This is a genomic window from Sagittula salina, from assembly GCF_017813235.1.
Lineage (GTDB): Bacteria > Pseudomonadota > Alphaproteobacteria > Rhodobacterales > Rhodobacteraceae > Sagittula > Sagittula salina.
This window is the reverse complement of record NZ_JAGISH010000008.1, coordinates 62,194-83,855: the sequence shown is the minus strand read 5'-3', so window position 1 is coordinate 83,855 and position 21,662 is coordinate 62,194. Positions and strand designations below refer to the sequence as shown.

The 21,662-nt window shown below is 66.5% G+C and carries 21 protein-coding genes; 10 read left to right on the top strand and 11 right to left on the bottom strand.

The genetic code is table 11. From position 1 onward, the window contains the following. Positions 1-9: 9 nt before the first annotated feature. The gene (locus tag J5474_RS14795) at positions 10-546 is read right to left on the bottom strand and encodes a hypothetical protein (protein WP_209361694.1); all 537 of its coding nucleotides are present in this window, start codon (positions 544-546) and stop codon (positions 10-12) included. Then, a complete protein-coding gene (locus tag J5474_RS14790; RefSeq protein WP_209361693.1) occupies positions 536-1,441 on the bottom strand; it encodes a formate dehydrogenase accessory sulfurtransferase FdhD in 906 nt (301 codons plus the stop codon). Before J5474_RS14790 ends, J5474_RS14795 begins: the two co-directional genes overlap by 11 nt. A gap of 49 nt (positions 1,442-1,490) precedes the next feature. Here J5474_RS14790 and J5474_RS14785 point away from each other — a divergent pair, with 49 nt between their 5' ends. Together J5474_RS14785 and J5474_RS14780 are read left to right on the top strand one after the other, a co-directional pair. Next, complete coding sequence (locus J5474_RS14785) at positions 1,491-2,273, top strand: AzlC family ABC transporter permease (protein ID WP_245216488.1); 783 nt, start codon at positions 1,491-1,493, stop codon at positions 2,271-2,273. Continuing rightward, the gene (locus tag J5474_RS14780; RefSeq protein ID WP_209361692.1) at positions 2,270-2,593 is read left to right on the top strand and encodes an AzlD domain-containing protein; all 324 of its coding nucleotides are present in this window, start codon (positions 2,270-2,272) and stop codon (positions 2,591-2,593) included. Before J5474_RS14785 ends, J5474_RS14780 begins: the two co-directional genes overlap by 4 nt. Before the next feature lie 98 nt (positions 2,594-2,691). On the opposite strand, the gene J5474_RS14775 is transcribed toward J5474_RS14780, so the two are convergent. The 4 genes from J5474_RS14775 to J5474_RS14760 all read right to left on the bottom strand — a co-directional run bounded on the left by J5474_RS14775 (position 2,692) and on the right by J5474_RS14760 (position 6,602). Next, positions 2,692-3,363, bottom strand: coding sequence for a hypothetical protein (locus tag J5474_RS14775; RefSeq protein WP_209361846.1), 672 nt, complete (start codon positions 3,361-3,363; stop codon positions 2,692-2,694). Between the two features lie 178 nt (positions 3,364-3,541). Next, positions 3,542-3,676, bottom strand: a complete 135-nt coding sequence (locus tag J5474_RS14770) for an aa3-type cytochrome c oxidase subunit IV (protein ID WP_209361691.1) — start codon at positions 3,674-3,676, stop codon at positions 3,542-3,544. A gap of 185 nt (positions 3,677-3,861) precedes the next feature. After that, positions 3,862-4,914 (bottom strand): MBL fold metallo-hydrolase, encoded by a 1,053-nt coding sequence (locus tag J5474_RS14765; RefSeq protein WP_209361845.1) that lies wholly within the window; start codon positions 4,912-4,914, stop codon positions 3,862-3,864. Continuing rightward, positions 4,914-6,602 carry an acyl-CoA dehydrogenase family protein gene (locus J5474_RS14760; RefSeq protein ID WP_209361690.1) on the bottom strand — a complete coding sequence of 563 codons (1,689 nt, stop codon included), beginning with the start codon at positions 6,600-6,602 and terminating at the stop codon, positions 4,914-4,916. Before J5474_RS14760 ends, J5474_RS14765 begins: the two co-directional genes overlap by 1 nt. A 119-nt stretch (positions 6,603-6,721) precedes the next feature. On the opposite strand from J5474_RS14760, the gene J5474_RS14755 reads away from it, so the two are divergent. Then, positions 6,722-7,669: an L-threonylcarbamoyladenylate synthase gene (locus tag J5474_RS14755; RefSeq protein ID WP_209361689.1), complete on the top strand. Its 948-nt coding sequence runs from the start codon at positions 6,722-6,724 to the stop codon at positions 7,667-7,669. A 4-nt stretch (positions 7,670-7,673) separates the two neighbouring features. Here the strand turns inward: J5474_RS14755 and J5474_RS14750 are convergent, their stop codons facing one another. The 4 genes from J5474_RS14750 to leuS form a co-directional block, all read right to left on the bottom strand. Further along, positions 7,674-8,258 carry a glutathione S-transferase family protein gene (locus tag J5474_RS14750; RefSeq protein WP_209361688.1) on the bottom strand — a complete coding sequence of 195 codons (585 nt, stop codon included), beginning with the start codon at positions 8,256-8,258 and terminating at the stop codon, positions 7,674-7,676. Between the two features lie 131 nt (positions 8,259-8,389). Next, complete coding sequence (gene holA / locus J5474_RS14745) at positions 8,390-9,418, bottom strand: DNA polymerase III subunit delta (protein WP_209361687.1); 1,029 nt, start codon at positions 9,416-9,418, stop codon at positions 8,390-8,392. Further along, positions 9,415-9,948 carry an LPS assembly lipoprotein LptE gene (lptE, locus tag J5474_RS14740; RefSeq protein ID WP_209361686.1) on the bottom strand — a complete coding sequence of 178 codons (534 nt, stop codon included), beginning with the start codon at positions 9,946-9,948 and terminating at the stop codon, positions 9,415-9,417. Before lptE ends, holA begins: the two co-directional genes overlap by 4 nt. After that, positions 9,935-12,559: a leucine--tRNA ligase gene (leuS, locus tag J5474_RS14735; RefSeq protein ID WP_209361685.1), complete on the bottom strand. Its 2,625-nt coding sequence runs from the start codon at positions 12,557-12,559 to the stop codon at positions 9,935-9,937. Before leuS ends, lptE begins: the two co-directional genes overlap by 14 nt. A gap of 416 nt (positions 12,560-12,975) precedes the next feature. On the opposite strand from leuS, the gene J5474_RS14730 reads away from it, so the two are divergent. Beyond that, the gene (locus tag J5474_RS14730) at positions 12,976-14,235 is read left to right on the top strand and encodes a glycosyltransferase (RefSeq protein ID WP_209361684.1); all 1,260 of its coding nucleotides are present in this window, start codon (positions 12,976-12,978) and stop codon (positions 14,233-14,235) included. 97 nt (positions 14,236-14,332) lie between these two features. Here the strand turns inward: J5474_RS14730 and J5474_RS14725 are convergent, their stop codons facing one another. Continuing rightward, positions 14,333-14,848: a DUF3576 domain-containing protein gene (locus J5474_RS14725; RefSeq protein WP_209361683.1), complete on the bottom strand. Its 516-nt coding sequence runs from the start codon at positions 14,846-14,848 to the stop codon at positions 14,333-14,335. Between the two features lie 282 nt (positions 14,849-15,130). Here J5474_RS14725 and J5474_RS14720 point away from each other — a divergent pair, with 282 nt between their 5' ends. The 6 genes from J5474_RS14720 to J5474_RS14695 all read left to right on the top strand — a co-directional run bounded on the left by J5474_RS14720 (position 15,131) and on the right by J5474_RS14695 (position 21,657). Further along, the gene (locus tag J5474_RS14720; RefSeq protein WP_209361682.1) at positions 15,131-16,186 is read left to right on the top strand and encodes a porin; all 1,056 of its coding nucleotides are present in this window, start codon (positions 15,131-15,133) and stop codon (positions 16,184-16,186) included. Positions 16,187-16,297: 111 nt separating this feature from the next. Continuing rightward, positions 16,298-17,758 carry a tetratricopeptide repeat-containing sulfotransferase family protein gene (locus J5474_RS14715; RefSeq protein WP_209361681.1) on the top strand — a complete coding sequence of 487 codons (1,461 nt, stop codon included), beginning with the start codon at positions 16,298-16,300 and terminating at the stop codon, positions 17,756-17,758. After that, entirely contained in the window at positions 17,749-18,402 is a 654-nt protein-coding gene (locus tag J5474_RS14710) for a YggS family pyridoxal phosphate-dependent enzyme (RefSeq protein WP_209361680.1), read from the top strand. The genes J5474_RS14715 and J5474_RS14710 overlap by 10 nt, the downstream gene beginning before the upstream one ends. A gap of 56 nt (positions 18,403-18,458) precedes the next feature. Further along, on the top strand, positions 18,459-19,928 hold the full coding sequence (gene pdxR, locus J5474_RS14705) for a MocR-like pyridoxine biosynthesis transcription factor PdxR (RefSeq protein WP_209361679.1): 1,470 nt from the start codon (positions 18,459-18,461) through the stop codon (positions 19,926-19,928). A 317-nt stretch (positions 19,929-20,245) separates the two neighbouring features. Next, on the top strand, positions 20,246-21,178 hold the full coding sequence (locus J5474_RS14700) for a bifunctional riboflavin kinase/FAD synthetase (RefSeq protein ID WP_209361678.1): 933 nt from the start codon (positions 20,246-20,248) through the stop codon (positions 21,176-21,178). Continuing rightward, entirely contained in the window at positions 21,175-21,657 is a 483-nt protein-coding gene (locus J5474_RS14695; protein WP_209361677.1) for a YcgN family cysteine cluster protein, read from the top strand. The genes J5474_RS14700 and J5474_RS14695 overlap by 4 nt, the downstream gene beginning before the upstream one ends. Positions 21,658-21,662: the final 5 nt, after the last annotated feature.

The window sequence follows — 21,662 nt, the reverse complement described above, 5'->3', positions numbered from 1 at the left end:
AGCGGCGGCTCACTCGCCACGCCACCAGTTCAGCAAGTCCTTCAGGTTCTCGGGCGACATATCGTCGGGCAGCGCCTCGTCGGGCACAACAAAGCCGAGGCCGTTCGCCACCAGCACGGAGGCGCCGTCGATCCTGAGCACCCTGTCGATCTGGGAAAGCGCGACCTGCCGCAGGCTTTCGGCGGTCTCTTCGCGCAGGCGGTCTTCGGTGATTTCCAGCCGGTATTCCCCTTCAGCGGCGGCGCGCTCGGCGATGCGCCGGTAGCTCAGCCAGGCGGCCTTGTGCAGGGTCGTTTGCAGGGCGACCACGCCCACCGCCGCCCCGGCAGAAGCGGCGACCGCCACCAGCACCAGCGGATGCCTGCCATAAAATCGCAGCGCGAGACCCATCAGCGCGGCCAGCGCCAGCCAGCCCAGCATCCGGAAGGCGACCCCCACGCCCCCGGTTGCGCCACGTCCAAAGGACATAGGCGCAAGGGTCATCATCGTGTCGATCATCATCTCCGGCGTCAGCCGATAGTGCAGGATGAGCGGTTTACTCCGCACTTTTCCTCCGATGCTTGCGATCCTCCTCTGCCACGCTGGCCGGATCGACATCCCATTGCAACCTTTCCGACCCTGAAAGGCAGACAAATCGCCTGCCCCTCATGCGGCCGATGCAGGTCAGCCCGACCTGCCGCGCGATCTCTACCCCCCAGGCGGTGAAGCCGGAGCGCGAAGCCAGAACGGGGATGCCCATGAGCGCGGTCTTGATGACCATTTCGGAGGTAAGCCGTCCGGTGGTATAAAGGATCATGTCCCCGCCCGACACGCCCTCCGACACCATCCACCCGGCGATCTTGTCCACCGCATTATGGCGGCCCACATCCTCCATATAGACCAACGGGCGGTCTTCGCGGCACAGCACGGAACCGTGGATTGCGCCCGCTTCCAGGTAGAGCGAGGGTGTCGTATTGACCCGGTGCGCCAGCGCATAAAGCCACGATGTCCGTACCGGCGAGGCGGGCAGCGTCAGCCCCTCCAGCCCCTCCATCATGTCACCAAAGACCGTGCCCACGGCGCAGCCGCTGGTGCGGGTCTTTTTCTTCAGTTTCTCCTCGTAGGTGGTCTGCCCGTCGGTGCGCACCACGACGACCTCCAGTTCCTCGTCGTAATCGACGCCGGTTACGGACTCACCGTCCTGCAACATGCCCTGGTTCTTGAGAAACCCCAGCGCGAGATATTCCGGGTAGTCGCCGATCGTCATCGCGGTAACGATCTCCTGCCCGTTCAGGTAGATGGTCAGGGGGCGTTCCTCCACGACGCGGATCGTGGTCGGGTTGCCCTCGTGATCGACCCCCTCGACGCCGCGTGTCAGGCGTGGGGCACCGGGATCGGGCGCGATCAGGTAGCCCTCCGTATCCGCTGTATCCCGATCAATGCCGCTGTCATTCGATTGCATCTTCCGCCCCTCACCGTTACGCGGGAGCAGTCTCCCGGAGGTCCAGACCATGCCCCAGCCCGACCCGATGTCAAGCCAGAGCCCGGGCTTCGGAACCCATGCCCCGGTCGCCCCGGAGACGGGTCGGACGGAATTCCGCGCGGGCTTTCGCCGGGGTTTCCGGGACGGGTTGCCGTTTCTCCTTGTGGTCTGCCCATTCGCCATGCTGTTCGGCGTGGTCGCCACCGAAGCCGGACTGAACGTGCTGGAAACGCTGTCGTTTTCCGTGGTCGTCATCGCGGGCGCGGCGCAGTTCACCGCCATCACGCTGCTGGCCGACCAGACGCCCACGCTGGTCGTTCTGATGTCGGCGCTGGCGGTAAACCTGCGCCTGGCGATGTATTCGGCCTCGATCACGCCGCACCTTGGGCCGCTTCCGCTATGGAAACGCTCGCTCACCGCCTATTTCCTGGTGGATCAGACCTATGCCGCCGCCGCGCTGGACTACGAAAAGCACCCGAACCAGTCGCTGGCGTCCAAGTTCGGCTTCTTCGTAGGGGTCGCCATGCCGATCTGCCCGCCGTGGTACCTGTTCACGCTGCTGGGCGCCTGGGCAGGGAATGCCATCCCCGAAGGCCTCGGGCTGGACTTCGTTCTGCCGCTCGCGTTCATCGCGATGCTGGGGCCGGCGCTGCGGACCGGCGCGCATCGCGTGGCGGCATTGGCGGGGGGTGCGGGCGCGCTGGTCTTTGCCTTTCTGCCGTGGAACCTCGGGCTGATCGCGGGGGCCGTGCTGGGCATGATCGCCGGGGCCGAAGCCGAACGTCGCAGCGCGAAGGGAGCGGCGCAATGATCGACCATACCGCGCTCTGGACCGTTATCATCCTGCTGGGGTTCGGGTCCTTCGGATTGCGCTTTGTCTTCCTCGGGCTGATCGGGGACCGCGCGCTGCCGGAATGGATCCTGCGCCACCTGCGTTACACCGCCGTGGCGGTGATCCCAGCACTGATCGCGCCGCTCGTGCTTTGGCCCGCAGCCAACGGGGGTGAAACCGACCCGCGGCGCCTGACCGCCGCGCTGCTCGCCCTTGCTGTGGGTGCGACGACGAAAAACCTCTACGCAGCCCTCGCCACCGGCGCCGCCGTCATGCTCGCGGGCAACTGGCTGCTGTAAACCGAACCGCAGCGCCTCGGTGGGACGGTGCCCCGCGGCACTCTTTGCTTCTTCTTGGTGCAAATACTTCCGGAGGTGAGGGGGCACAGCCCCCACGCTTACTGCCCCGCCCGCGCCTGTTGCCGCTGCTGGCCGGGCTGCTGACCCTCTTCCCAGCCCTGCTCGATCCGCGCCACGGCAAGCTGCTTGTCGTCCTCATCGTCCTCGCGCAGTTCCCGCGTGCTGACGCCGGGCAGTTCTGCGAAGGCATCCATCAGCTTGTCGGGGAACAGCGATTGCGGAAGCCCCTCGAAGCCCGGCAACTGGCGCAGGATGCGAGAGGTCGCCGTTGTGCAGGCCGCCGAAGCCACCGGCCCGTTCGTCTGGACCAGCCGCAGCGCGCGCTCGGCCACCTCGGGGGTCACCAGCTTGCGCTGGATCTTCACCCGGTAGGTGGCGCGGGCGTGTGCGCTCTCGTAGGCCTTTTCCACCGCCGGGGTGATACCGTAGAGCACGTCGTCGATTTCCGGCACGGAACCGAAGCGTACCGATCCGGCGGGGTCGAAGATCACCCGCTGCGTCGGTGCGTTCACCATGATGGAAGTATGCGCGCCGCCGTTCGTGCGGTTGTTGATCATTGTATACAGCGTGATCGACGGCGGCTCGGACGACCGGAAGGCCACGCGCGCGGCCTCCTCCGGGGTGGCGTTGGGGCCGGATATCTGCCCCGCCCCGCAGGCTGCCAGCGTCAGGGCCGCGCAAAGCGCCAGGGAAGCCCGAAGGCCGCGCATCAAGGTCATGTCGATTTCCACTCGTTTCGTTCTGCCCCGTCACGCGGGAAGGTATCGCGCTGTGTGACGCAGACAAGCACAAGGCCCGAGTCACATTCAAGTGACCACGGGCCTTGAAGAATTCGGCGTGGCCGGGGTGCCGCAGACAGCTGCGGCCCGCACCCGGAATGTCGGGAGATCAGGCTCCGAAGACCGCCATGACGATCACGAGGAACAGGATCACCATCACGGATTTGATCGTGAAGTTGATGAAGCCCTCGAAGGTCTTTTCCTGAACCGTGATGTCCATGCTGCCGTGCTTGTGCTCTGCCATTGTCCCGTCTCCCGAATAGGTGATGCGCGTTTCGACCAAGGGATCTAGCGCAAATCTTTCGCCCTGTCACCGCGCCAATAGAGCGCAAAGGCGGAATTTCCGTACGCTGCATTCAGGACGCGGCCTGAGCGGCCCTCGCCCGAGTTGTCTGAGCATCTGGACCAGGAAGAAGCACAATGCCCGCCTCAGCCCACCGTCCGAAAGCGCCAGGCGCCGTCGGTGCCGATCTCGCGCGTGGCACGCCCCTCGTGCCAGAGATGCAGGCAATGGGCCATGGCCTCCACCAGCGCCAGCCCGTATTCGCCGTCGCGAATCGTCCGCATGTAGAGCGGCTGGAAGCACCCGGCGGCGGTCGCGGGCTCGGAGAGGAACTGCTCGAGCCGGTCCAGCGCGCCGTGGTGGTTGGCGATCAGTTGGCGCAGGCGGGCGGGCAGCCCGGTGAAGGGCCGTTTGTGCCCGCCGAGCACGAGGTGATCCTCGCGCGCCAGTGGTTCGAAGCGGGTGCAGGCGTCGAGCCAGTCGGCCACGGGATCGGCCTCCGGTTCCGTGGCGTAGACACCGAGGTTCGGCGAGATCGAGGGCAGGATCTGGTCCCCCGCGATCACGAGGTTGCAGTCCCGCGACCAGAGGGTGACGTGCTCCGGCGCATGACCTCCGCCCATGTGCACGTCCCAGGTCCGCCCGCCGGCCGTGAAGGTCTCGCCCTGCACCAGCCGCTTGTGTCCGAACGGCATGCGGTGGACCGTCGCGGGGAACATGTAGGGCGGCTCGGACATCCGGTTGGCGATGATGTCCTCGGCCATGCCACAGGCACGCCAGTAGGCGACGACCTCTTCGGGCGGCGCCGGATGCGGGTCGAGTTGCAGCATCCGCGCCAGCAGCCACGCGGTGCGCGAGGTCACAAGCTGCGCGCCCTGCTCCTGGAACCAGCCGGCGAGGCCGACGTGGTCGGGGTGGTGGTGCGTCACCAGCACGCGGTTGACCGGCTTGCCATGCAAGGGCCCGGCGAGCAGCGTCTCCCAGATGGTGCGGGTCTTTCGACTGGCCATGCCGGTGTCGACCAGCGTCCAGCCATCACCGTCGTCCAGCGCGTAGACGTTGACGTGGTCCAGTTTCATCGGCAGCGGCAGACGCATCCAGAGCACGCCGTCGGCGACCTCGATCGCCGTCCCGTGGTCCGGCGGCGTCTCGAAGGGGAAGCGGATCGGCCCCGGCGCGCTGTCCTGTCCGCCGTCCATCATGCCGCGAAATCCTCGGCCGGGATCAGGTCGCCCGCGCGGGCCTGCGCGCAGAGGCCGACATGCTCCGGCAGCATCCGGGTTATATAGAAGCGTGCCAGACGTTCCACAGCACCGCCGCCTTCGGCGCAAGCAGAGCGCAGGTGCGCGTCCGCCCCCAGCACGCGGGCGAAGGCGCGCAGGTAGGGCACAGCGCCGCCAAAGCGGTCGGCCATGTCGCGCTTCAGCAGCGCCTCTGTGGTTTCGCGCAGGGTTTCTGTGGCCTGCCAGACGGCTTCGGCCAACTCCGGGAGATGCGCCTTTGCCACTTCGGCGTGGGATTCGATTTCCTCGATCAGGGCAAAGACCGCCTCGCCGCCGTCCATCAGCTTGCGGCCCACGAGGTCCATGGCCTGAATGCCGTTGGTGCCTTCGTAGATTGCCGTCACGCGCACGTCGCGCAGGAATTGCGCAGCGCCGGTTTCCTCGATGTAGCCCATGCCGCCATGCACCTGCACGCCCTTCGAGGCGACCTCGATCCCGGTATCGGTGCCAAAGGCCTTGGCGATCGGCGTCAGGACGCCCGCGCGCGCCGTCCACGCGGCGTCACCCGTGGCGCGGCTCATGTCGATGGCGACCGCGAGCGTCAGCGCGATGGCGCGGGCAGCGTAGGTGTCGGCCTTCATCTCGGCCAGCATCCGGCGCACGTCGGCATGGCCGAGGATGGTGCCGGTCTCGGAGCGGCCCTGCTTGCGCTCCTGCGCATAGGACAGCGCGTGCTGGGTCGCGGCGTCGGCCACGCCGATGCCCTGAACGCCGACGCCGAGGCGGGCATTGTTCATCATGGTGAACATGGCGCGCATCCCGTCGTTGGGTTCGCCCACCAGCCATCCCCTTGCCCCTTCGTAGGACATCACGCAGGTCGGCGAGCCGTGGAGGCCGGTCTTGTGCTCGAGGCTGACCACCCGAAGGCTGTTGCGCTCGCCGGGGTCACCTGCGGCGTCGGGGATCAGCTTCGGCACGAGGAAGAGCGAAATCCCCTTCGTCCCCGGCACCGCGTCGGGCAGCCGCGCCAGCACGAGGTGGCAGACGTTGCCGGTGAAGTCGTTGTCGCCCCAGGAGATGAAGATCTTCTGCCCGGTGATGGCGTAGCTGCCGTCGCCCAGCGGCTCCGCCTTCGAGGTGAGCGCGCCCACGTCCGATCCCGCCTGTGGCTCGGTCAGGTTCATGGTGCCCGCCCATTCGCCGGTCACCAGCTTCGGCAGGTAGACCGCCTTCAGCGCATCGGAGGCGTGGTGCTCCAGCGCCTCGATCTGGCCCTGGCTCATCAGCGGGTTCAGTTGCAGCGCGAGGCAGGCGCCGGACATCATGTCGTTGACGCAGGTGGTGACGGTCATCGGCAGCCCCATGCCGCCGAATTCCGGCGGGGCAGACGACGCGATCCAGCCGCCCTCCGCGATGGCTTTGTAGCCCTCGGCGAAACCCCTGGAGGTGCGCACGACGCCGTTTTCCAGCCGCGCGGGGTCGAGATCGCCGTTGCGTTGCAGCGGAGCCATGACCTCTTCGCACATCTTCGCGGCCTCGCCCAGCACGGCCTCCACCGTCTCCGGAGAAGCTTCTTCGAAGAGCGCGGTTTCCGCCACGCGGTCATAACCCACGACGTGCTTCAGGATGCGGGAAAAGTCGCTCAAAGGCGCGCGATAGGTCATGAAATCTCTCCTCCGGCTTGGCAAAGCCCTTGCTACCTAGTAGCAAGCGGACCGTTCCCGCAAGCCTATGCCCCTGCGGCATGGCAGCAACCGGAACGCCACGTCACGAGGGCACCCCCATGAACGGCTGTTCAACAGAAACGCTTTCCCCGACGCCCGAAGGTCTCGCCCGCGCCGCGGACCTGCTGCGCGCGGGGCGGCTGGTCGCCTTTCCGACAGAGACGGTTTACGGCCTCGGCGCGGATGCGGGCAACGACCGCGCGGTGGCCGGGATCTACGAGGCCAAGGGTCGGCCGAGCTTCAATCCGCTGATCGTGCATTGCGCCGATCTGGACGCGGTGAAGGCGCTTGTGGAATGGTCGGACGCGGCGCAGGCGGTGGCAGAGGCCTTCTGGCCCGGACCGCTGACACTGGTACTGCCGCTGCGCGATGGCGCGCGCGTGTCAAAGCTGGTGACTGCGGGGCTCGATACGCTGGCGGTGCGGGTGCCTGCCGCACCGGTGGCGCGCGACCTCCTGCGCGCCGCGGGCGTGCCGGTCGCGGCGCCATCGGCCAATCGGTCGGGTCAGATCAGCCCGACGCGGGCGCGACATGTAGCGGCCTCGCTGGGTGGGAGAGTCGGTGCGATCCTTGATGGCGGAGCCTGCGCGGTGGGGCTGGAGTCGACGATCCTCGGGCTGGCCGGGCGCCCTACGCTGCTACGCCCCGGCGGCATCACGCTAGAGGCGCTGGAGCATGTGCTGGGCGAGCGCATCGCGCTGCGCCACGAGGCCGACATGATCTCTGCCCCAGGACAAACGGCCTCGCATTACGCACCCAACGCGCAGGTGCGGCTGAACGCGGTGGAATTCGAGCCGGGCGAGGCGCGGCTGGGCTTTGGTGCGGTGGACTGCGACCTGAACCTGTCCGAAGGCGAGGACCTGACCGAGGCCGCCGCCAACCTCTTCGAGTTCCTGCACCGGCTGGACGCCACCGGGGCCGCGCGCATCGCGGTTTCACCGATCCCTCACGTCGGGTTGGGCGTGGCGATCAACGACCGTCTCAGCCGCGCGGCGGCGGAGCGCTGAGGCCTCAGCCGAGCGCGCGCTGAAAGGCAGGGCGTTCGCGCAGCCGATCGAGATAGTCGGCAAAGGCAGGCGCGGGTTCGGGGAAGTTCGCGAGATGCGCCCAGCCGCCGCAATGGCCCAGGATGAAGTCCGGCACGGTCATCTCCTCCCCCATCAGGAAGGGACCTTCGACCTCTTCGAACAGCGCTTCGACCGCACGGGCGAAATCGGCACGGCAACCCGCCTTGACGTCCGGAATACGGTCGGGGTCCGGCATCACGAAGGTGTGGCGCGTGGCGAACCAGAGGGGCGCTTCGAGTTCGTCCAGCACGCGGAAGGTCAAGGCATCCTGCTGGCCCCGTTCCACCGATCCGGCGGGCGCGGTGAACCGCCCATGCCGGTCCGCGAGAAAGGTCAGGATGGCAGAGCTGTCGCGGATCAGGCCGCCCTCGACCCCCAGAACCGGGACCTTTCCGGTGGGGTTCACGGCACGGATGTCGTCCGACCTTGGCGCGGAGGGACGGTGGTCGTAGGGCACGCCCAGCTCCTCCAGCATCCAAAGCACGCGGAATGTCCGGCTCCGCGCCGACCCGTATAGCCTGTAATCCATGGCGCGTTCCCTGCCGCTTGTTTTCGCCTGCCGGAAAGTGTGCAGACACCCCGGCAGGCACACAAGCCAAGCTGCGGACAGTGGCGGCTTATCGCCCAATGCGCGAACGGTATGAGCGAATTTCCCGCGCGTCAGCGCCGCCCGGCCAGATGCGCCAACCTGACAAAGGCACGTTCCACCAGCGCGTAGGCCGGGGCCTTCTGGCCTGCAGAGCGCAGCGTCAGGTCGGTGTCCATGAAGAGGCCAAGCGCCTGCTCCAGCTTCTCCGGGGACCAGCCCTGCGCCTGCCGCAGCATCCGGTCGCGGCGCGGACCGAAGATCGGCGGCCGCAGCCGCCCGATGCCCGCCGCAGGACCGCCCGGCGCGGAAGCCAGCGCATAAAGCGTGCGGAAATGGCGCGCCCCCATGATGAGCAGCGTCACCGGCGCGGTGCCCTGCGCCGCCAGCCGCTGCATGATCGGCGCGATTTCGGCAGTGCGGCCTTCGGCCAGCACGTTGAAGACGTCGTCCATGTCCGCCTCGATTGAGGCAGGCGCCATCAGCGTCACTTCGTCCACCGACAGGGGTGCGGCGTCGCCGTGCTTGTACAACGCGATCTTCTCAAGAGTCTGGCGAAAATCGCCCGGAGTCAGATCGCGGCCCAGCGCTTCCAGCGCGCCCATGGCGTCGCGGCCGACCTCGCGGATGCCCGCGCGCTTCAGTTCATCCTCGATCTCTGTCCGGGTCAGCGGGTTGTCGTAGAGCGCCGCCACCAACGCGCTGCGCGAGGTCTCGAACAACTTGCGCAGGGAGGATTTCGCCGCCAGCACCCCGGCGGTGGCGACGATCATGGCGTCACCCTCGCGCCACTCGCCCAGAGCGGCCTTGAAGGCCTCCGTGCAGCCGTCGGTCGCTTCCTCCACCAGCACGACTCGCTGCCCGGGGAAGAAGCCCACCTCTTTCACCCTGTCGAACAGCATGGCCGCGTCGCGCCGCAGGTCCGCCCCGTTGAACCGGGTCAGGCGCATTTCCGCCTCGCCCTCCGGGCCGATCAGTGCCGATACCGCCTCCTGCCGCTTCATCGCGACCCGCATGGTGTCCTCGCCGTAGATCAGCAGCCCGGGCACCTTGGGGTCGGGCTTGCGAAAGAAGCCATCAGCCTCGCGCGGGGAAAGCTTCATGTTGCGGGTCCGGGCAGGTCCGTCGTGTGCAGCAGCAGGTCGTCGATCACCTGATCGGCGAGGATCACCATCAGCCGTTCGGTGGCATCGCGTTGCGCGGCGCGCGTCGCCACGGTGGACCCGGTGGTAGAATAGCCGGTGAAGGCATTGGTGCGCGCGGTGTGCAGGGTCTTGCCCGTGCTGGCGTCGATCAGGGCATAGGAGGCGCGGCCGATCAGCCGGATGCGGTTGGTGTAGCCGGTCGACGTGGCACCGATGTCCTGCGTGTCGGTCTCGATCCTCAGGGAAAGACCGTATGGCGCGGCCTCCCGCGCCCGGCCCAGCCGTTCCTCGAACCGGCGGTTGAAGGCGTAGGTATTGTCGTTGCCCGGCGCGGTCAGCGCGACCTTGCCCAGAAGCGCCGTGCCGGCCCCCTCCGGTCCATAAACCGGGGTAAAGCCGCAGCCGGCCACCGCCAGCAACGCCCCCAGCAACAACCGGCGGGACGGCCCCGCCACGCCGTTCTTTCGGTCAGTCTCAGACCACCACATTCACGATCCGCCCCGGCACCACGATCAGCTTCTTCGGCTGCCCGCCATCGAGCGCCTTGAGCACAGCATCATGTGCGAGGACGAGCTTTTCAACCTCTTCCTTGGGCATGCCCTTAGGCACGTCGATCTCGCCCCGGCGCTTGCCGTTGACCTGGATCGGCAGGGTGACGGTGTCTTCCACCAGCATGGCCTCGTCCGGCTTCGGCCAAGGAGCCTCCGCGATCAGCCCCTCGCCCCCGAGCAGCTGCCACATTTCTTCCGCAAGGTGCGGCGTCATCGGCGACATGAGCTGTGCCAGCGTCTTCGCGGCAAAGCGTTTTGTCTGCGTCCCGGCACGCGACTTCGACAGGGTGTTGGTGAAGGCATATAGCTTTGCGATCGCAGCGTTGAAGCCGAAGGATTCGACGCCCAACGTCACGTCGTGCATGACCTTGTGCGTTTCCTTCAGAAGCGCGGCGTCCTCCTTTGTCTCCGGCACGTCCGCCCCGGCAATCTCCGCGGCGATGCGATGGACGCGGGCCAGGTGTTTGGAGGCGGCCTCCGCCCCGGCGGCGGTCCATTCCACGTCCCGCTCCGGCGGGCTGTCGGACAGCACGAACCAGCGCGCGGTGTCGGCGCCGTAGGTGGCGATGATGTTCATCGGGTCCACCACGTTGTTCTTCGATTTCGACATCTTCGCGGAGGGGATGATCTCCACCTCCGTGCCATCCTTCAGGAAGCCGCGGCCATCGCGCAGGTCCACATCCTCCGGGTAGTGGTAGACCGGGCGGCCTTCGGCGTTCTTCGTCTGGAAGATCGCGTGCGTCACCATGCCTTGCGTAAAGAGCGCGTTGAACGGCTCGGCGCATTTCTCCGGCAGGTGGCCGGTGCGGATCATCGCACGGGCAAAAAAGCGCGAATAGAGCAGGTGCAGGATCGCGTGCTCGATGCCGCCGATGTACTGGTCGACGTTCATCCAGTATTCCGCATCCGCCATGTCGGTGGGCGTATCCGCGCGCGGCGCGGTGAAGCGGGCGAAATACCACGACGAATCGACAAAGGTATCCATCGTGTCGGTCTCGCGCTTCGCCGGCTGGCCGCAGGACGGGCAGGCACAGTCGCGCCAGGTCGGATGACGGTCCAGCGGGTTGCCGGGGGTCGAAAAGTCGATCGGCTTGTCGCCCTCATCATAGGGCAGCTGGATCGGCAGGTTCTCTTTCTTCTCAGGCACCACGCCGCAGGCGTCGCAATGCACCACCGGGATCGGGCAGCCCCAATAACGCTGCCGCGACAGGCCCCAGTCGCGCAGGCGGAATTTCTCGACGCCCTTGCCCAGGCCGCGCGCCTCCATCCAGTCGATGGTGATATCCACCGCCTCCTGCCCCGTCGCCTCGTCCAGTCCGGCGAAGTGGTTCAGCCACTTAACCTTGGCAGACTTCGGCGGGATGAAGGCCGTAACCATCCCGCGAGGGTTCGTGGCAGTCTGCTCGTCTGTTCGATAATCGGGCGCTCCGCCATGATAAACCTCGCCTTCGATCACATCAAAAGTCGCCTTGATCGGCAGGCCGTACTTGCGGCAGAAGTCGAGGTCGCGCTGATCATGCGCCGGCGAGCCGAAAATCGCCCCGGTGCCGTAATCCATCAGGATGAAGTTGGCGACCCAGACCGGCACCTCCCACGAGGGGTCGAGCGGGTGGCGCACCGTGAGACCGGTGTCGAATCCCAGCTTCTCCGCCTTCTCCAGCGCCTCCTCGGTCGTGCCACCCTTGCGCATCTCTGCCACGGCGGCGGCCAGCGCCGGGTTGTCACCCTCCATAGACTTTACCAGCGGGTGATCCGGGCTAAGCCCCAGGAAAGACGCGCCCAGCAACGTATCGGGCCGGGTGGTGTAGACCTCCACGGTCTCGACACCATGCACCGGCGCCGTCAGTTCCCACGAGAATTGCAGCCCGCGCGACCGCCCGATCCAGTTGGCCTGCATCAGCTTGACCTTGGCAGGCCAGTCGTCCAGCCCCTCGATGGCGTCCAGCAATTCGCCCGCCATGTCGGAGATCTTGAAGAACCACTGCGTGAGTTCCTTGCGCTCCACCGGCGCGCCGGAACGCCAACCGCAGCCGTCGATGACCTGCTCGTTGGCAAGCACCGTCATGTCGACCGGGTCCCAGTTGACCACGGCATTCTTGCGGTAGACCAGCCCCTCGGAGAGCATGTCGATGAACAGCGCCTGCTGCTGGCCGTAATACTCCGGGTCGCAGGTGGCGAACATGCGCGACCAGTCGAGCCCGAAACCCAGCGGCTTCATCTGGCCCACCATCGTCTCGATATTGCCGTAGGTCCAGTCCTTCGGATGGCCGCCCGACGCCATGGCGGCGTTCTCGGCGGGCATCCCGAAGGCGTCGAATCCCATCGGGTGCAACACGTTGAAACCGTTCTGTTTCTTGTACCGCGCGATGACGTCGCCCATGGTGTAATTGCGGACGTGACCGATGTGGATGCGCCCCGACGGGTAGGGGAACATCTCCAGCACGTAGTACTTGGGCTTGCCGCCCTCGCGCGTGGCGCGGAAGGTCAGGGCCTCGTCCCAGGCCTTCTGCCATTTCGGTTCGATGCTGGCGGGATCATAGCGCGACATGGGCGGACTCCGGGCGGGAAAGAAACGAGTGTCGGGCCGGGTGATAGGCCCTGCGGACGCAATCGTCCAGTGCCCCGCTCCGCACAGCCCCACGCCGGACCGATACCAGTGCGCAAGGTTGAGGGCGGACAATTTCGCGCCCCCGCCCCCAGTTCGCGCCCCTCGGGGCCCGCCAACACACCTCCCAGACCCCGATGCAGGCCCGTTCCCCCCTTCGCCCCCGCCCTGCTTCTCTGCTTTCCAAATACTCATCTTCGCGCCCGCAGGGCGCGCCGGGGGGCTTTCGCTTTGCCCGGCAAAGCGAAAGCCCGGCGACCGGAAGGCGACCGGAAACAGAAGCGGATTCCCTTCGCGCGCCCGACCTCCTACACTTGGACCCAATTGCGCCCAGAGAGGCGCGTGCAAGAGGGGCGAGTATGCGCATTCTGCTGATCCACCAGAATTTCCCCGGCCAATACAAGCACCTCGCCCCGGCGCTGGTGCGGCAGGGCCATCAGGTGGTGGCGCTCACCTGCAAGGTGAAGGAGCCGCAGACCTGGCAGGGCGTGCGCATCATCCCCTACACGATCCAGGGCCGCAGCACGCCGGACGTCCACCCATGGCTCTCCGATTTCGAAACAAAGCTGCTGCGCGCGACCTCCTGCTACCGTGGCGCCAAAGGGCTTAAACAGCAGGGATTCGAGCCCGACGTGATCTGCGCCCACCACGGCTGGGGCGAGTCGATGTTCCTCAAGGACGTCTGGCCCGACGCCCGCCTCGGGCTTTATTGCGAGCTCTACCACCTGACCGAACCTCCCTTCCTGAACTTCGATCCGGAATTCCCCTCTCAATCGCCCGAGGCCGACATCCTGCGAATCCGCATGAAGAACCTCAACAACCGCCTGCATGAGGAGATCATGGACGCAGGTCTGTCGCCGACCTCCTTTCAGGCCTCCACCTTTCCGGAGCACTGGCAGGAGCGCATCACCGTCGCCCATGACGGCATCGACACCGAAACCGTGCGCCCGAACCCCGGTGCTGCGCTCGCGATCGACGACGCCCGCACGCTGACCCGCGACGACGAGGTGATCACTTTCATCAACCGCAACCTCGAACCCTATCGCGGCTACCATATCTTCATGCGCGCCCTGCCTGATATCCTGAAGGCGCGACAAAACGCGCATGTGGTCATCCTCGGCGGGGACGAGACCTCTTACGGGGCCAAGCCGCCCAAGGGGCAGACCTGGAAACAGATCTACATCGACGAGGTGCGCGACCGCATCCCCAGCCCCGACTGGAACCGCGTGCATTTCCTGGGCCGCGTTTCCTACGACCGATTCCTCGCGATGATGCAGGTCAGCACGGTGCACGTCTATCTCACCTACCCCTTCGTGCTGTCCTGGTCGCTGCTGGAGGCGATGTCGGCAGGCTGCGCCATCGTGGCGTCGGGCACGGAGCCGGTGCGCGAGGTGATGACCGAGGGCGAAACCGGGCTGATGGTGGACTTCTTCGACGGGGAGGCGCTGGTGGAGCGGCTTTGCGCCCTGCTCGACGATGCGCCCCTCCGCGAGAGGCTGGGCGCCAGGGCACGCGCCTTCGTGCGCGAGCATTACGACCTCGCGGGGGTCTGCCTGCCGCAGCACCTTGAATGGGTGGGGCAACTGGCGGAGCTGGAACCGCGCCCGGTCCGGGACTGAAGCCGCAGGACCGCCAACCACCGGAACGGCGGAGGAACGGCGGACATGAAAAAGGCCCGGTCGCCCGGGCCCTCGTGCATTCCGGCTTGGTGCCGCTTCAGATCCGCGAGTCGCGGGCGCGCAACTGGCGGGCACGGGTCAGTATGGCATCCTCCACCGCGCGCACGGTCGAGGCGGCGGCCGGTCCGTTGCGGGTCTGCAGCGACAGGTTCAGCGACCGCGCGTCCAGCGCCGGGTCGGTGATCAGGATCGTGGCCCGATAGGCCTGACCGCCACCTGGCGGCACGCCATAACCCGTGCTGATCACGCCGCTGAACGGATCGACCGTCTCCACAGGCAGAAAATTCAGCACCTCAAGCGAGGCGTCCCAGATGTACTTGTTCACCGCGCCGATCTGGCCCTGGTCGCCGCGCGGCTTGAACAGGTCAAAGATCGACCCCGCCGCTCGGCCCCTGCGGCCCTCGCGCTCCTGGATATCTGCCTGAATCTGGTCGTTGGTGGGCGTATTCACCGGCTTGCGCGCGCCGCCGCCCCAGCCGCAGGCGCCAAGCAGCATCACCGCGACAAGGCCCGCGCCGATCATCGCGCGCGAAACAGTGCTGCGCTCGTTCATATGTCCTACTCCCACCCTGAGACTGCCTGTGGGTTTCTCATTACTGTGACGGGCGGCCTCCGGCAACCCATCAGTACGCGCGCGCAAGTCGGCGGGATATCGCCCAAAACCGCCCGTATGCTCCCAGTGCCGGAAAGGGCTTGTGGCAATCGTGCATCACAATACGGCTTTGGCCCCGTCGGCCTTTCCAGCGGGTTGCCATGAAGGGGTCCCGAAGAGCATAGAAACGTCATCAAGGCCGGTAACGGCTTGGTACGTGCCTTTGAACACATGAGGGAAACAATGAAAAAGATCCTGTTCGCGTCCACCGCTCTGGTCGCATTCGCAGGTGCCGCGGCTGCAGAAGTCAAGGTCACCGGCTCCGTTGAAATGGGTGTTGTTGGCGGCAACCGCTACGCGACCTCCGCCACCGTGAACTCCGATGGTGTGACCCAGTTCTGGACCTCGCACGAAATCACCTTCACCATGACCGGTGAAGCCGACAACGGCCTGACCTTCGGTGCCAAGGTCCAGCTGGACGAAGCAGCCGCTTCCGGCGGTGCTGACGACAACGGCGCAGACGTCTATGTCGCATACGGCGCAGCACGCCTGACCATGGGCGACACCGACGGTGGCCTGGACTGGGCCATGCAGGAAGTGAACCTGTCCGGTGGCTCCATCGATGACTCCGAGACCGAGCACCCGGGCTTCAGCGGCAACGGCGGCTTCGACGGTTCGGAAGATGGCCAGGTTGCACGCTTCGAGTACGCCTTCGGCGACTTCGCGGTTGCGATCTCCGCAGAGCTGGACGACACGCCGAACACCGTGACCCAGAACGCTGCGCTGACCATCTGCCCGGCCACCGTTGCCGCAGGCGCCATCTGCGCCGGCAACGCTGACGATGACAACATCTACGGCATCGGCTTCAAGTACTCGGGCGACCTCGGCGGCACCAAGATCGGCGTCGGCCTCGGCTACCAGGACCAGAACGACTGGGGTTCGATCATCGGCGCATCCGTCAACGCGACGCTCGCATCGGGCTTCAAGGTTGCTGTGAACTACTCCGAGTTCGACCCGGAAGCAGCTGGCGTGTCGAACGCAACGCACTCCGCCATCGGCTTCGGCTACGAGATGAACGCTCTGGCGATCGGCCTGAACTACGGCAAGTACGAAAACTTCGACCGTATGTCGGGCACCTACGCGAACAACGCCGAATCCGATGGCTACGGCCTGGCAGTGGCATACGATCTGGGCGGCGGTCTGGCAGCTCAGTTCGGTTACGGCAACGGCACTTCCAAAGTCGCCGGCGTCTCGACCGACTGGGACTCCTACTCGCTGGGTCTGGCAATGTCCTTCTAAGGATACCTGCCAATCGGCTAAGGGAAGAGCGGGCGCTTGCGTCCGCTCTTTTCTTTTGGAAAAACCTGCTGATCGCCGATCGATATCGCCGGACCAACAGACGGAGCCAGAATGACCCCTGCCCAGATCAAGCAACAGTTTGACGAGGCCCAGCGGCTGATTCGCGAGGATGCCCCCGAAAGGGCGGAGGTGCTGCTGCGCGGGCTTCTCCTGACCACCGGCGGCGCGCCGGAGGTCCAGTTCCAGTTGAGCCGCGCGCTCGACCGTCAGGGCGATACGGCGGGTGCCGCACAGGCGCTGGACGCCGCACTGGCGAAACGCCCGAAGGATCCGGCCCTGATCGAAGCGGCGCTTCCGATCTACACCCGGCTTGGCGACAACGCGCGTGTCATGGCCCTGCACGAGACCAATATCGAGATCGCCACGGACAAGGTGCAGGCAACGGCGCAGAAAGCCGACTACTTGCAACAGATCGGGGAATTCGATGCCGCGGAAACGATCCTGCGCCGCCTTATCAAGCGTAGCCCGACATCGACCGACCTCTATCGCACGCTGACCGTCTGCGTGAAACTGCGCAAAGGCGATCCCGTGATCGCCCAGATGAAACGGCTCTGGAAGCATCCGAAGCTGAACGACACGGGGCGCATGCAGCTCGGCTTTGCCCTCGCCCGCGCCATGGAGGATTCCGGGCAGTACGAACAGGTTTTTGACTATCTGAACGCGGCCAATGCCGCGCAAGAGCGGCTGGCTCCGTTCGTCCGCAACGCCGGTCTGTCCACCTGGGCGCCCATGCTGGAGGCACAGGATGGCTGCGACTTCACCCCCCGGCTGGAGCCGCGCCCGATCCGGCAGATCTTTGTTTGCGGCACGCCGCGCTCCGGCACCACGCTGGTGGAACAGATCATCGCCAGCCATTCTCTGGTCACGGCAGGCGGCGAGATGGGCCATGCCTATACCCAGGCGGACCGACTGCTGGGACCGTTCCGCACGTTCCCGCGCCTCGACACCATCGCGGACGAGGATCTCGCGGTCTGGGTCGACCGGGTGCAGATGCTGATCCGCCGCGAGACCGGGCTGGATGCGGGCGTGGTGACGGACAAGGCGATCAACACGCAGATGGTCCTTGGCCTCATCGCGCGGGGTATGCCCGATGCGCGGTTTATCGTGGTGCACCGCGACCCGCGCGATGTGGCCCTGTCGATCTACAAGAACCACTTCAAGCTGGGCACGCACAACTACGCCGCCTCTCTGCCCGCCATCGCGGACCAGATCCGCAACTTCCGCATACAGATCCGCTGGTGGAAAGAGCGCCTGCCCGACCTGATCCATGAAGTGCGTTACGAGGATCTGGTGAGCGATCCCGAACCGCAAAGCCGCGCGCTGATCGCGGCTGCGGGTCTGGAGTGGGAGGACCAGTGCCTGCGCTTCCACGAACACGTCGGCAAGGTTAAGACGCTGAGCCTGGCGCAGGTGCGTCAGCCGATCCACGGCGGGCGGCGCGAGGCATGGCGACGGTATGAAAAGGAACTGGCCCCCTTCATCGAGGCCTGGGGAGATTTTCCATGGGACTGAGCGAGATCGAGGCCCGCGTGGCCGCTGCCTGCGAGGCAGCCGGGCGGACAAGGGACACTGTGCAGCTGATCGCCGTCAGCAAGGTCCAGCCGCGCGAGCGGGTGGTCGCGGTGCTGGACGAAGGCCAGCGCGTTTTTGGCGAGAACCGCGTGCAGGAGGCGCAGGAACGCTGGCCCTCCCTGCTTGAAGAGTATGACGGGGTTTCGGTGCACCTGATCGGCCCCTTGCAGACCAACAAGGCGCGGCAGGCGATGGAATTCTTCGACGCCATCCATTCCGTCGACCGGCCCAAGCTGGCGCGTACGCTGGCGCGGCTGGGGCAGGAGATCGGTCGCTGCCCGGACCTGTTCGTGCAAGTGAACACTGGCGCGGAGCCGCAGAAGGCTGGCGTCCTGCCGGAGGATGCGGACGATTTCATCGCGGAGTGTCGCACGCTCGATCTGCCGCTGCGCGGGCTGATGTGCATCCCACCCGCTGATGTGGCGCCGGAGGTGCATTTTCGCATGCTGGCGGAGATAGCCGCGCGCAACGGGCTGGCGGGTCTGTCGATGGGGATGAGCGGCGACTTCGAGGCCGCCATCGCGGCGGGCGCCACCCACGTGCGCGTCGGCTCTGCCATCTTCGGGGAACGCGACTACGGCTAAGGCGCCCGCGTCGGTCCAGATTGCGCGCGCGTTACGTCCAGAATAGGCTTCGGACCATGGCCGCGGCGAAACCGATCCCTGTCGAAACCTTCCACCTCGCCCCCACTGCGGCGGGCACGCTGCAGGCGCGCATCCAGCAGCTGGTGGCCGAGGGCATCCTCGCAGGGCGCTTTTCCCCGGGCGAGAAGCTCCCCTCCACCCGCGCGCTGGCCCGTCATCTCGGCGTGAGCCGGATCACCGTGACGCTGGCCTATACCGAGCTGCTGGCCAACGACTACCTGACCTCGCGCGGAAGGTCGGGCTACTTCGTCTCCGACAACGCGCCCGCCCCGCCCGCCTTCGGCGCGCTGCCCGCGCGGCGGGAGACCGTGGACTGGTCGCGGATGCTCGCCCGGCGCTACACCGGCGGTCCGGCCTTCGACATGGGGCGCCCGGCGGACTGGGCATCCTACCGCTACCCCTTCATCTACGGGCAGGCGGACCCGACGCTTTTTGACCACGGGAACTGGCGCCTCTGTGCCATGCAGGCGCTGGGGGCGAAAAACTTCGACGCGCTGACACAGGACCAGTTCGACGCCGACGACCCCGAGCTGGTGCGCTTCATCGCGCAGCACACCCTGCCCCGCCGGGGAATCCATGCCCGCGCCGAAGAGATCCTGATCACGCTCGGCGCCCAGAATGCGCTTTGGCTGGCGGTCCAGCTTCTGGCGGTGGGTCGCGCGGTCGCGGTGGAGGACCCCTGTTACCCGGCGATGCGGCAGTTGCTTGTTCAGGCGGGCAGCGCCATCGCCCCGGTGGCGGTGGACGATGCAGGCCTGCCACCCGAAGCCATCCCGGATGGGACTCGCGTGATCTTTACCACGCCCTCGCACCAGTGCCCGACATCCGCAACACTTCCGCAGGAGCGGCGCGAGACACTGCTGGCGCGCGCCGCGGCGCTTGACGCGGTGGTGGTGGAAGATGACTATGAATTCGAGATGGCCTACCTCGACACCCCGGCCCCGGCGCTGAAAAGCCGGGACACCGAGGGCCGTGTCATCTACGTCGGCAGCTTCTCCAAGACGCTCTTCCCCGGCCTGAGACTGGGGTACCTCGTGGGGTCCGAGGCCTTCATCCGCGAGGCCCGCGCGCTGCGTGCCTCGGTGCTGCGTCACCCGCCGGGGCACATCCAGCGCACAGCGGCCCAGTTCCTGCAACTGGGCCACTACGACGCGCTGGTACGGCGAATCGGGCGCGCGATGGCTGCGCGCCGCGCGGTGATGGAGGAGGCCGTCGACCGGCACGGGCTGGAGGTGGCGGGCAAGGGCGCGCATGGCGGCTCCTCGCTGTGGATGCGCGCACCTGATGGCGTGGATACCGCAGCGCTCGCGCAATACCTGCGCGCGTCGAGCGTCTTGATCGAACCCGGCGCCGCCTTCTTTGCCGGACCGGAGGTGCCGCGCCACCACTACCGGCTGGGCTATAGCTCCATTCCGTCCGAGCGCATCGCCAACGGCGTGGCGCGGATCGCCGCCGCGCTTGCCTGAACGGGTGCGGGGGCGCGCAATAGAGGCGCGCTGCTCGCGTTGACCTGCGGCCACCTCCCCGGCGTATTGGCAAACCGAAGAACCATGGAGCCTCCCTATGTGTTCTTCGGTTCCCAAATACCGCAGGGGGGCTCCGCAGGAGCGGGGGGCAGCGCCCCCCTCCCCGGCGCGGCCGGCACCGCCGCCCGGGATTTCGCGACCTTGGCCGAGCGCCGCAAACCATAGCCGGAGCGGGCCGCCGCCACCCGGTCCATAAGCCCTTGCAACCGGAGAAAGGGGCATTCCCTTCGCCCCGGAAATGCACTACCTGCGGGGCCATGCGGATCGTCAGAGACTACCAGTACACAAGACCCGAAGACCGTGGCGCCAGCGCGGCGATCGGGAATTTCGACGGCGTACACAAGGGCCATCAGGCGGTGATCGACCTCGCGCGACGGGCCGTGCCCGAGGCGCGTCTGGGGGTAATGACATTCGAACCGCACCCGCGCGAATTCTTTGCCAAGAACGCGCCCGCCTTTCGGCTCATGAGCGCCGAGGCGCGCGCCGCGCGACTGGAGAAGCTGGGTGTCGATCTGCTTTATCAATTGAATTTCAACACCGCGCTGGCTGGCCTTGCGCCGTGCGAATTCGCCGAACGTGTGATCCGCGACGGGCTGGGGCTGGTCAACGTGGTGGTCGGCGCCGACTTCTGCTTTGGCAAGGGGCGCGCCGGAACCGTGGACGACCTCAAGCGCTTCGGCGCGGAGATGGGCTTTGGCGTCACCGTGGCAGAGCTGATGCAGACTGACGGGCTGATCGTCTCTTCCACCGCCATCCGCGAGGCGCTGTCCGACGGCCGTCCGCGCGACGCGGCGCAATTGCTGGGCCACTGGCACCGGATCGAGGGCGCGGTGATCGGCGGCGAGCAACGCGGCCGCGAACTGGGCTATCCAACTGCCAACATGTCCATCGACGGGCTGCACCCGCCGCGCTTTGGCGTCTACGCCGTGCTGGTAGACGTCCGCGACGGCCCGCACAAGGGTAGCTATCACGGTGCGGCTTCAGTCGGAGTGCGGCCGATGTTCAACGGGGAGGTCCCGAATATCGAAACCTTCCTCTTCGATTTCACCGGCGACCTCTATGGCGCGACGCTGTCGGTCGGGCTGGTGGAATACCTGCGTCCGGAAGCGAGATTCGACAGCCTCGACGCGCTGATAGCCCAGATGGACGCCGATTGCGCGGCGGCTCGCCAGATCCTGAGGGCGCTGTGAACGACACCCCTGCCGACAGCATCGCGAAGCCCGGCCTCGCGCCGCGCTTTTGGGAAAGGAAGCGGCTGACCGACATGAGCCGCGACGAGTGGGAAGCGCTTTGTGACGGTTGCGGCAAATGCTGCATGAACAAGCTCGAGGACGAGGAGACCGGCGAGGTCGTGATGACCCGCGTGGCCTGCCGCCTGTTCGACGATGCCACCTGCCGCTGCGCGCAGTACCCGATGCGCCACCAGTTCGTCCCCGAATGCATCGTGATGACGCCGCAGAACATCCCGCAACACCTGTACTGGATGCCGGAGACCTGCGCCTACAAGCTGCTGTGGAACGGCAATCCCCTGCCTGGCTGGCACCCGCTGCTGACCGGCGATCCCCAAAGCGTGCACGACGCTGGCGTCTCCATGAAGGAGATGACCGTGCCGGAATTCGAGATCGGCGAGGATGACTGGGAAGAGCATATCATCGAGGAGCCCCAATGAGCGGA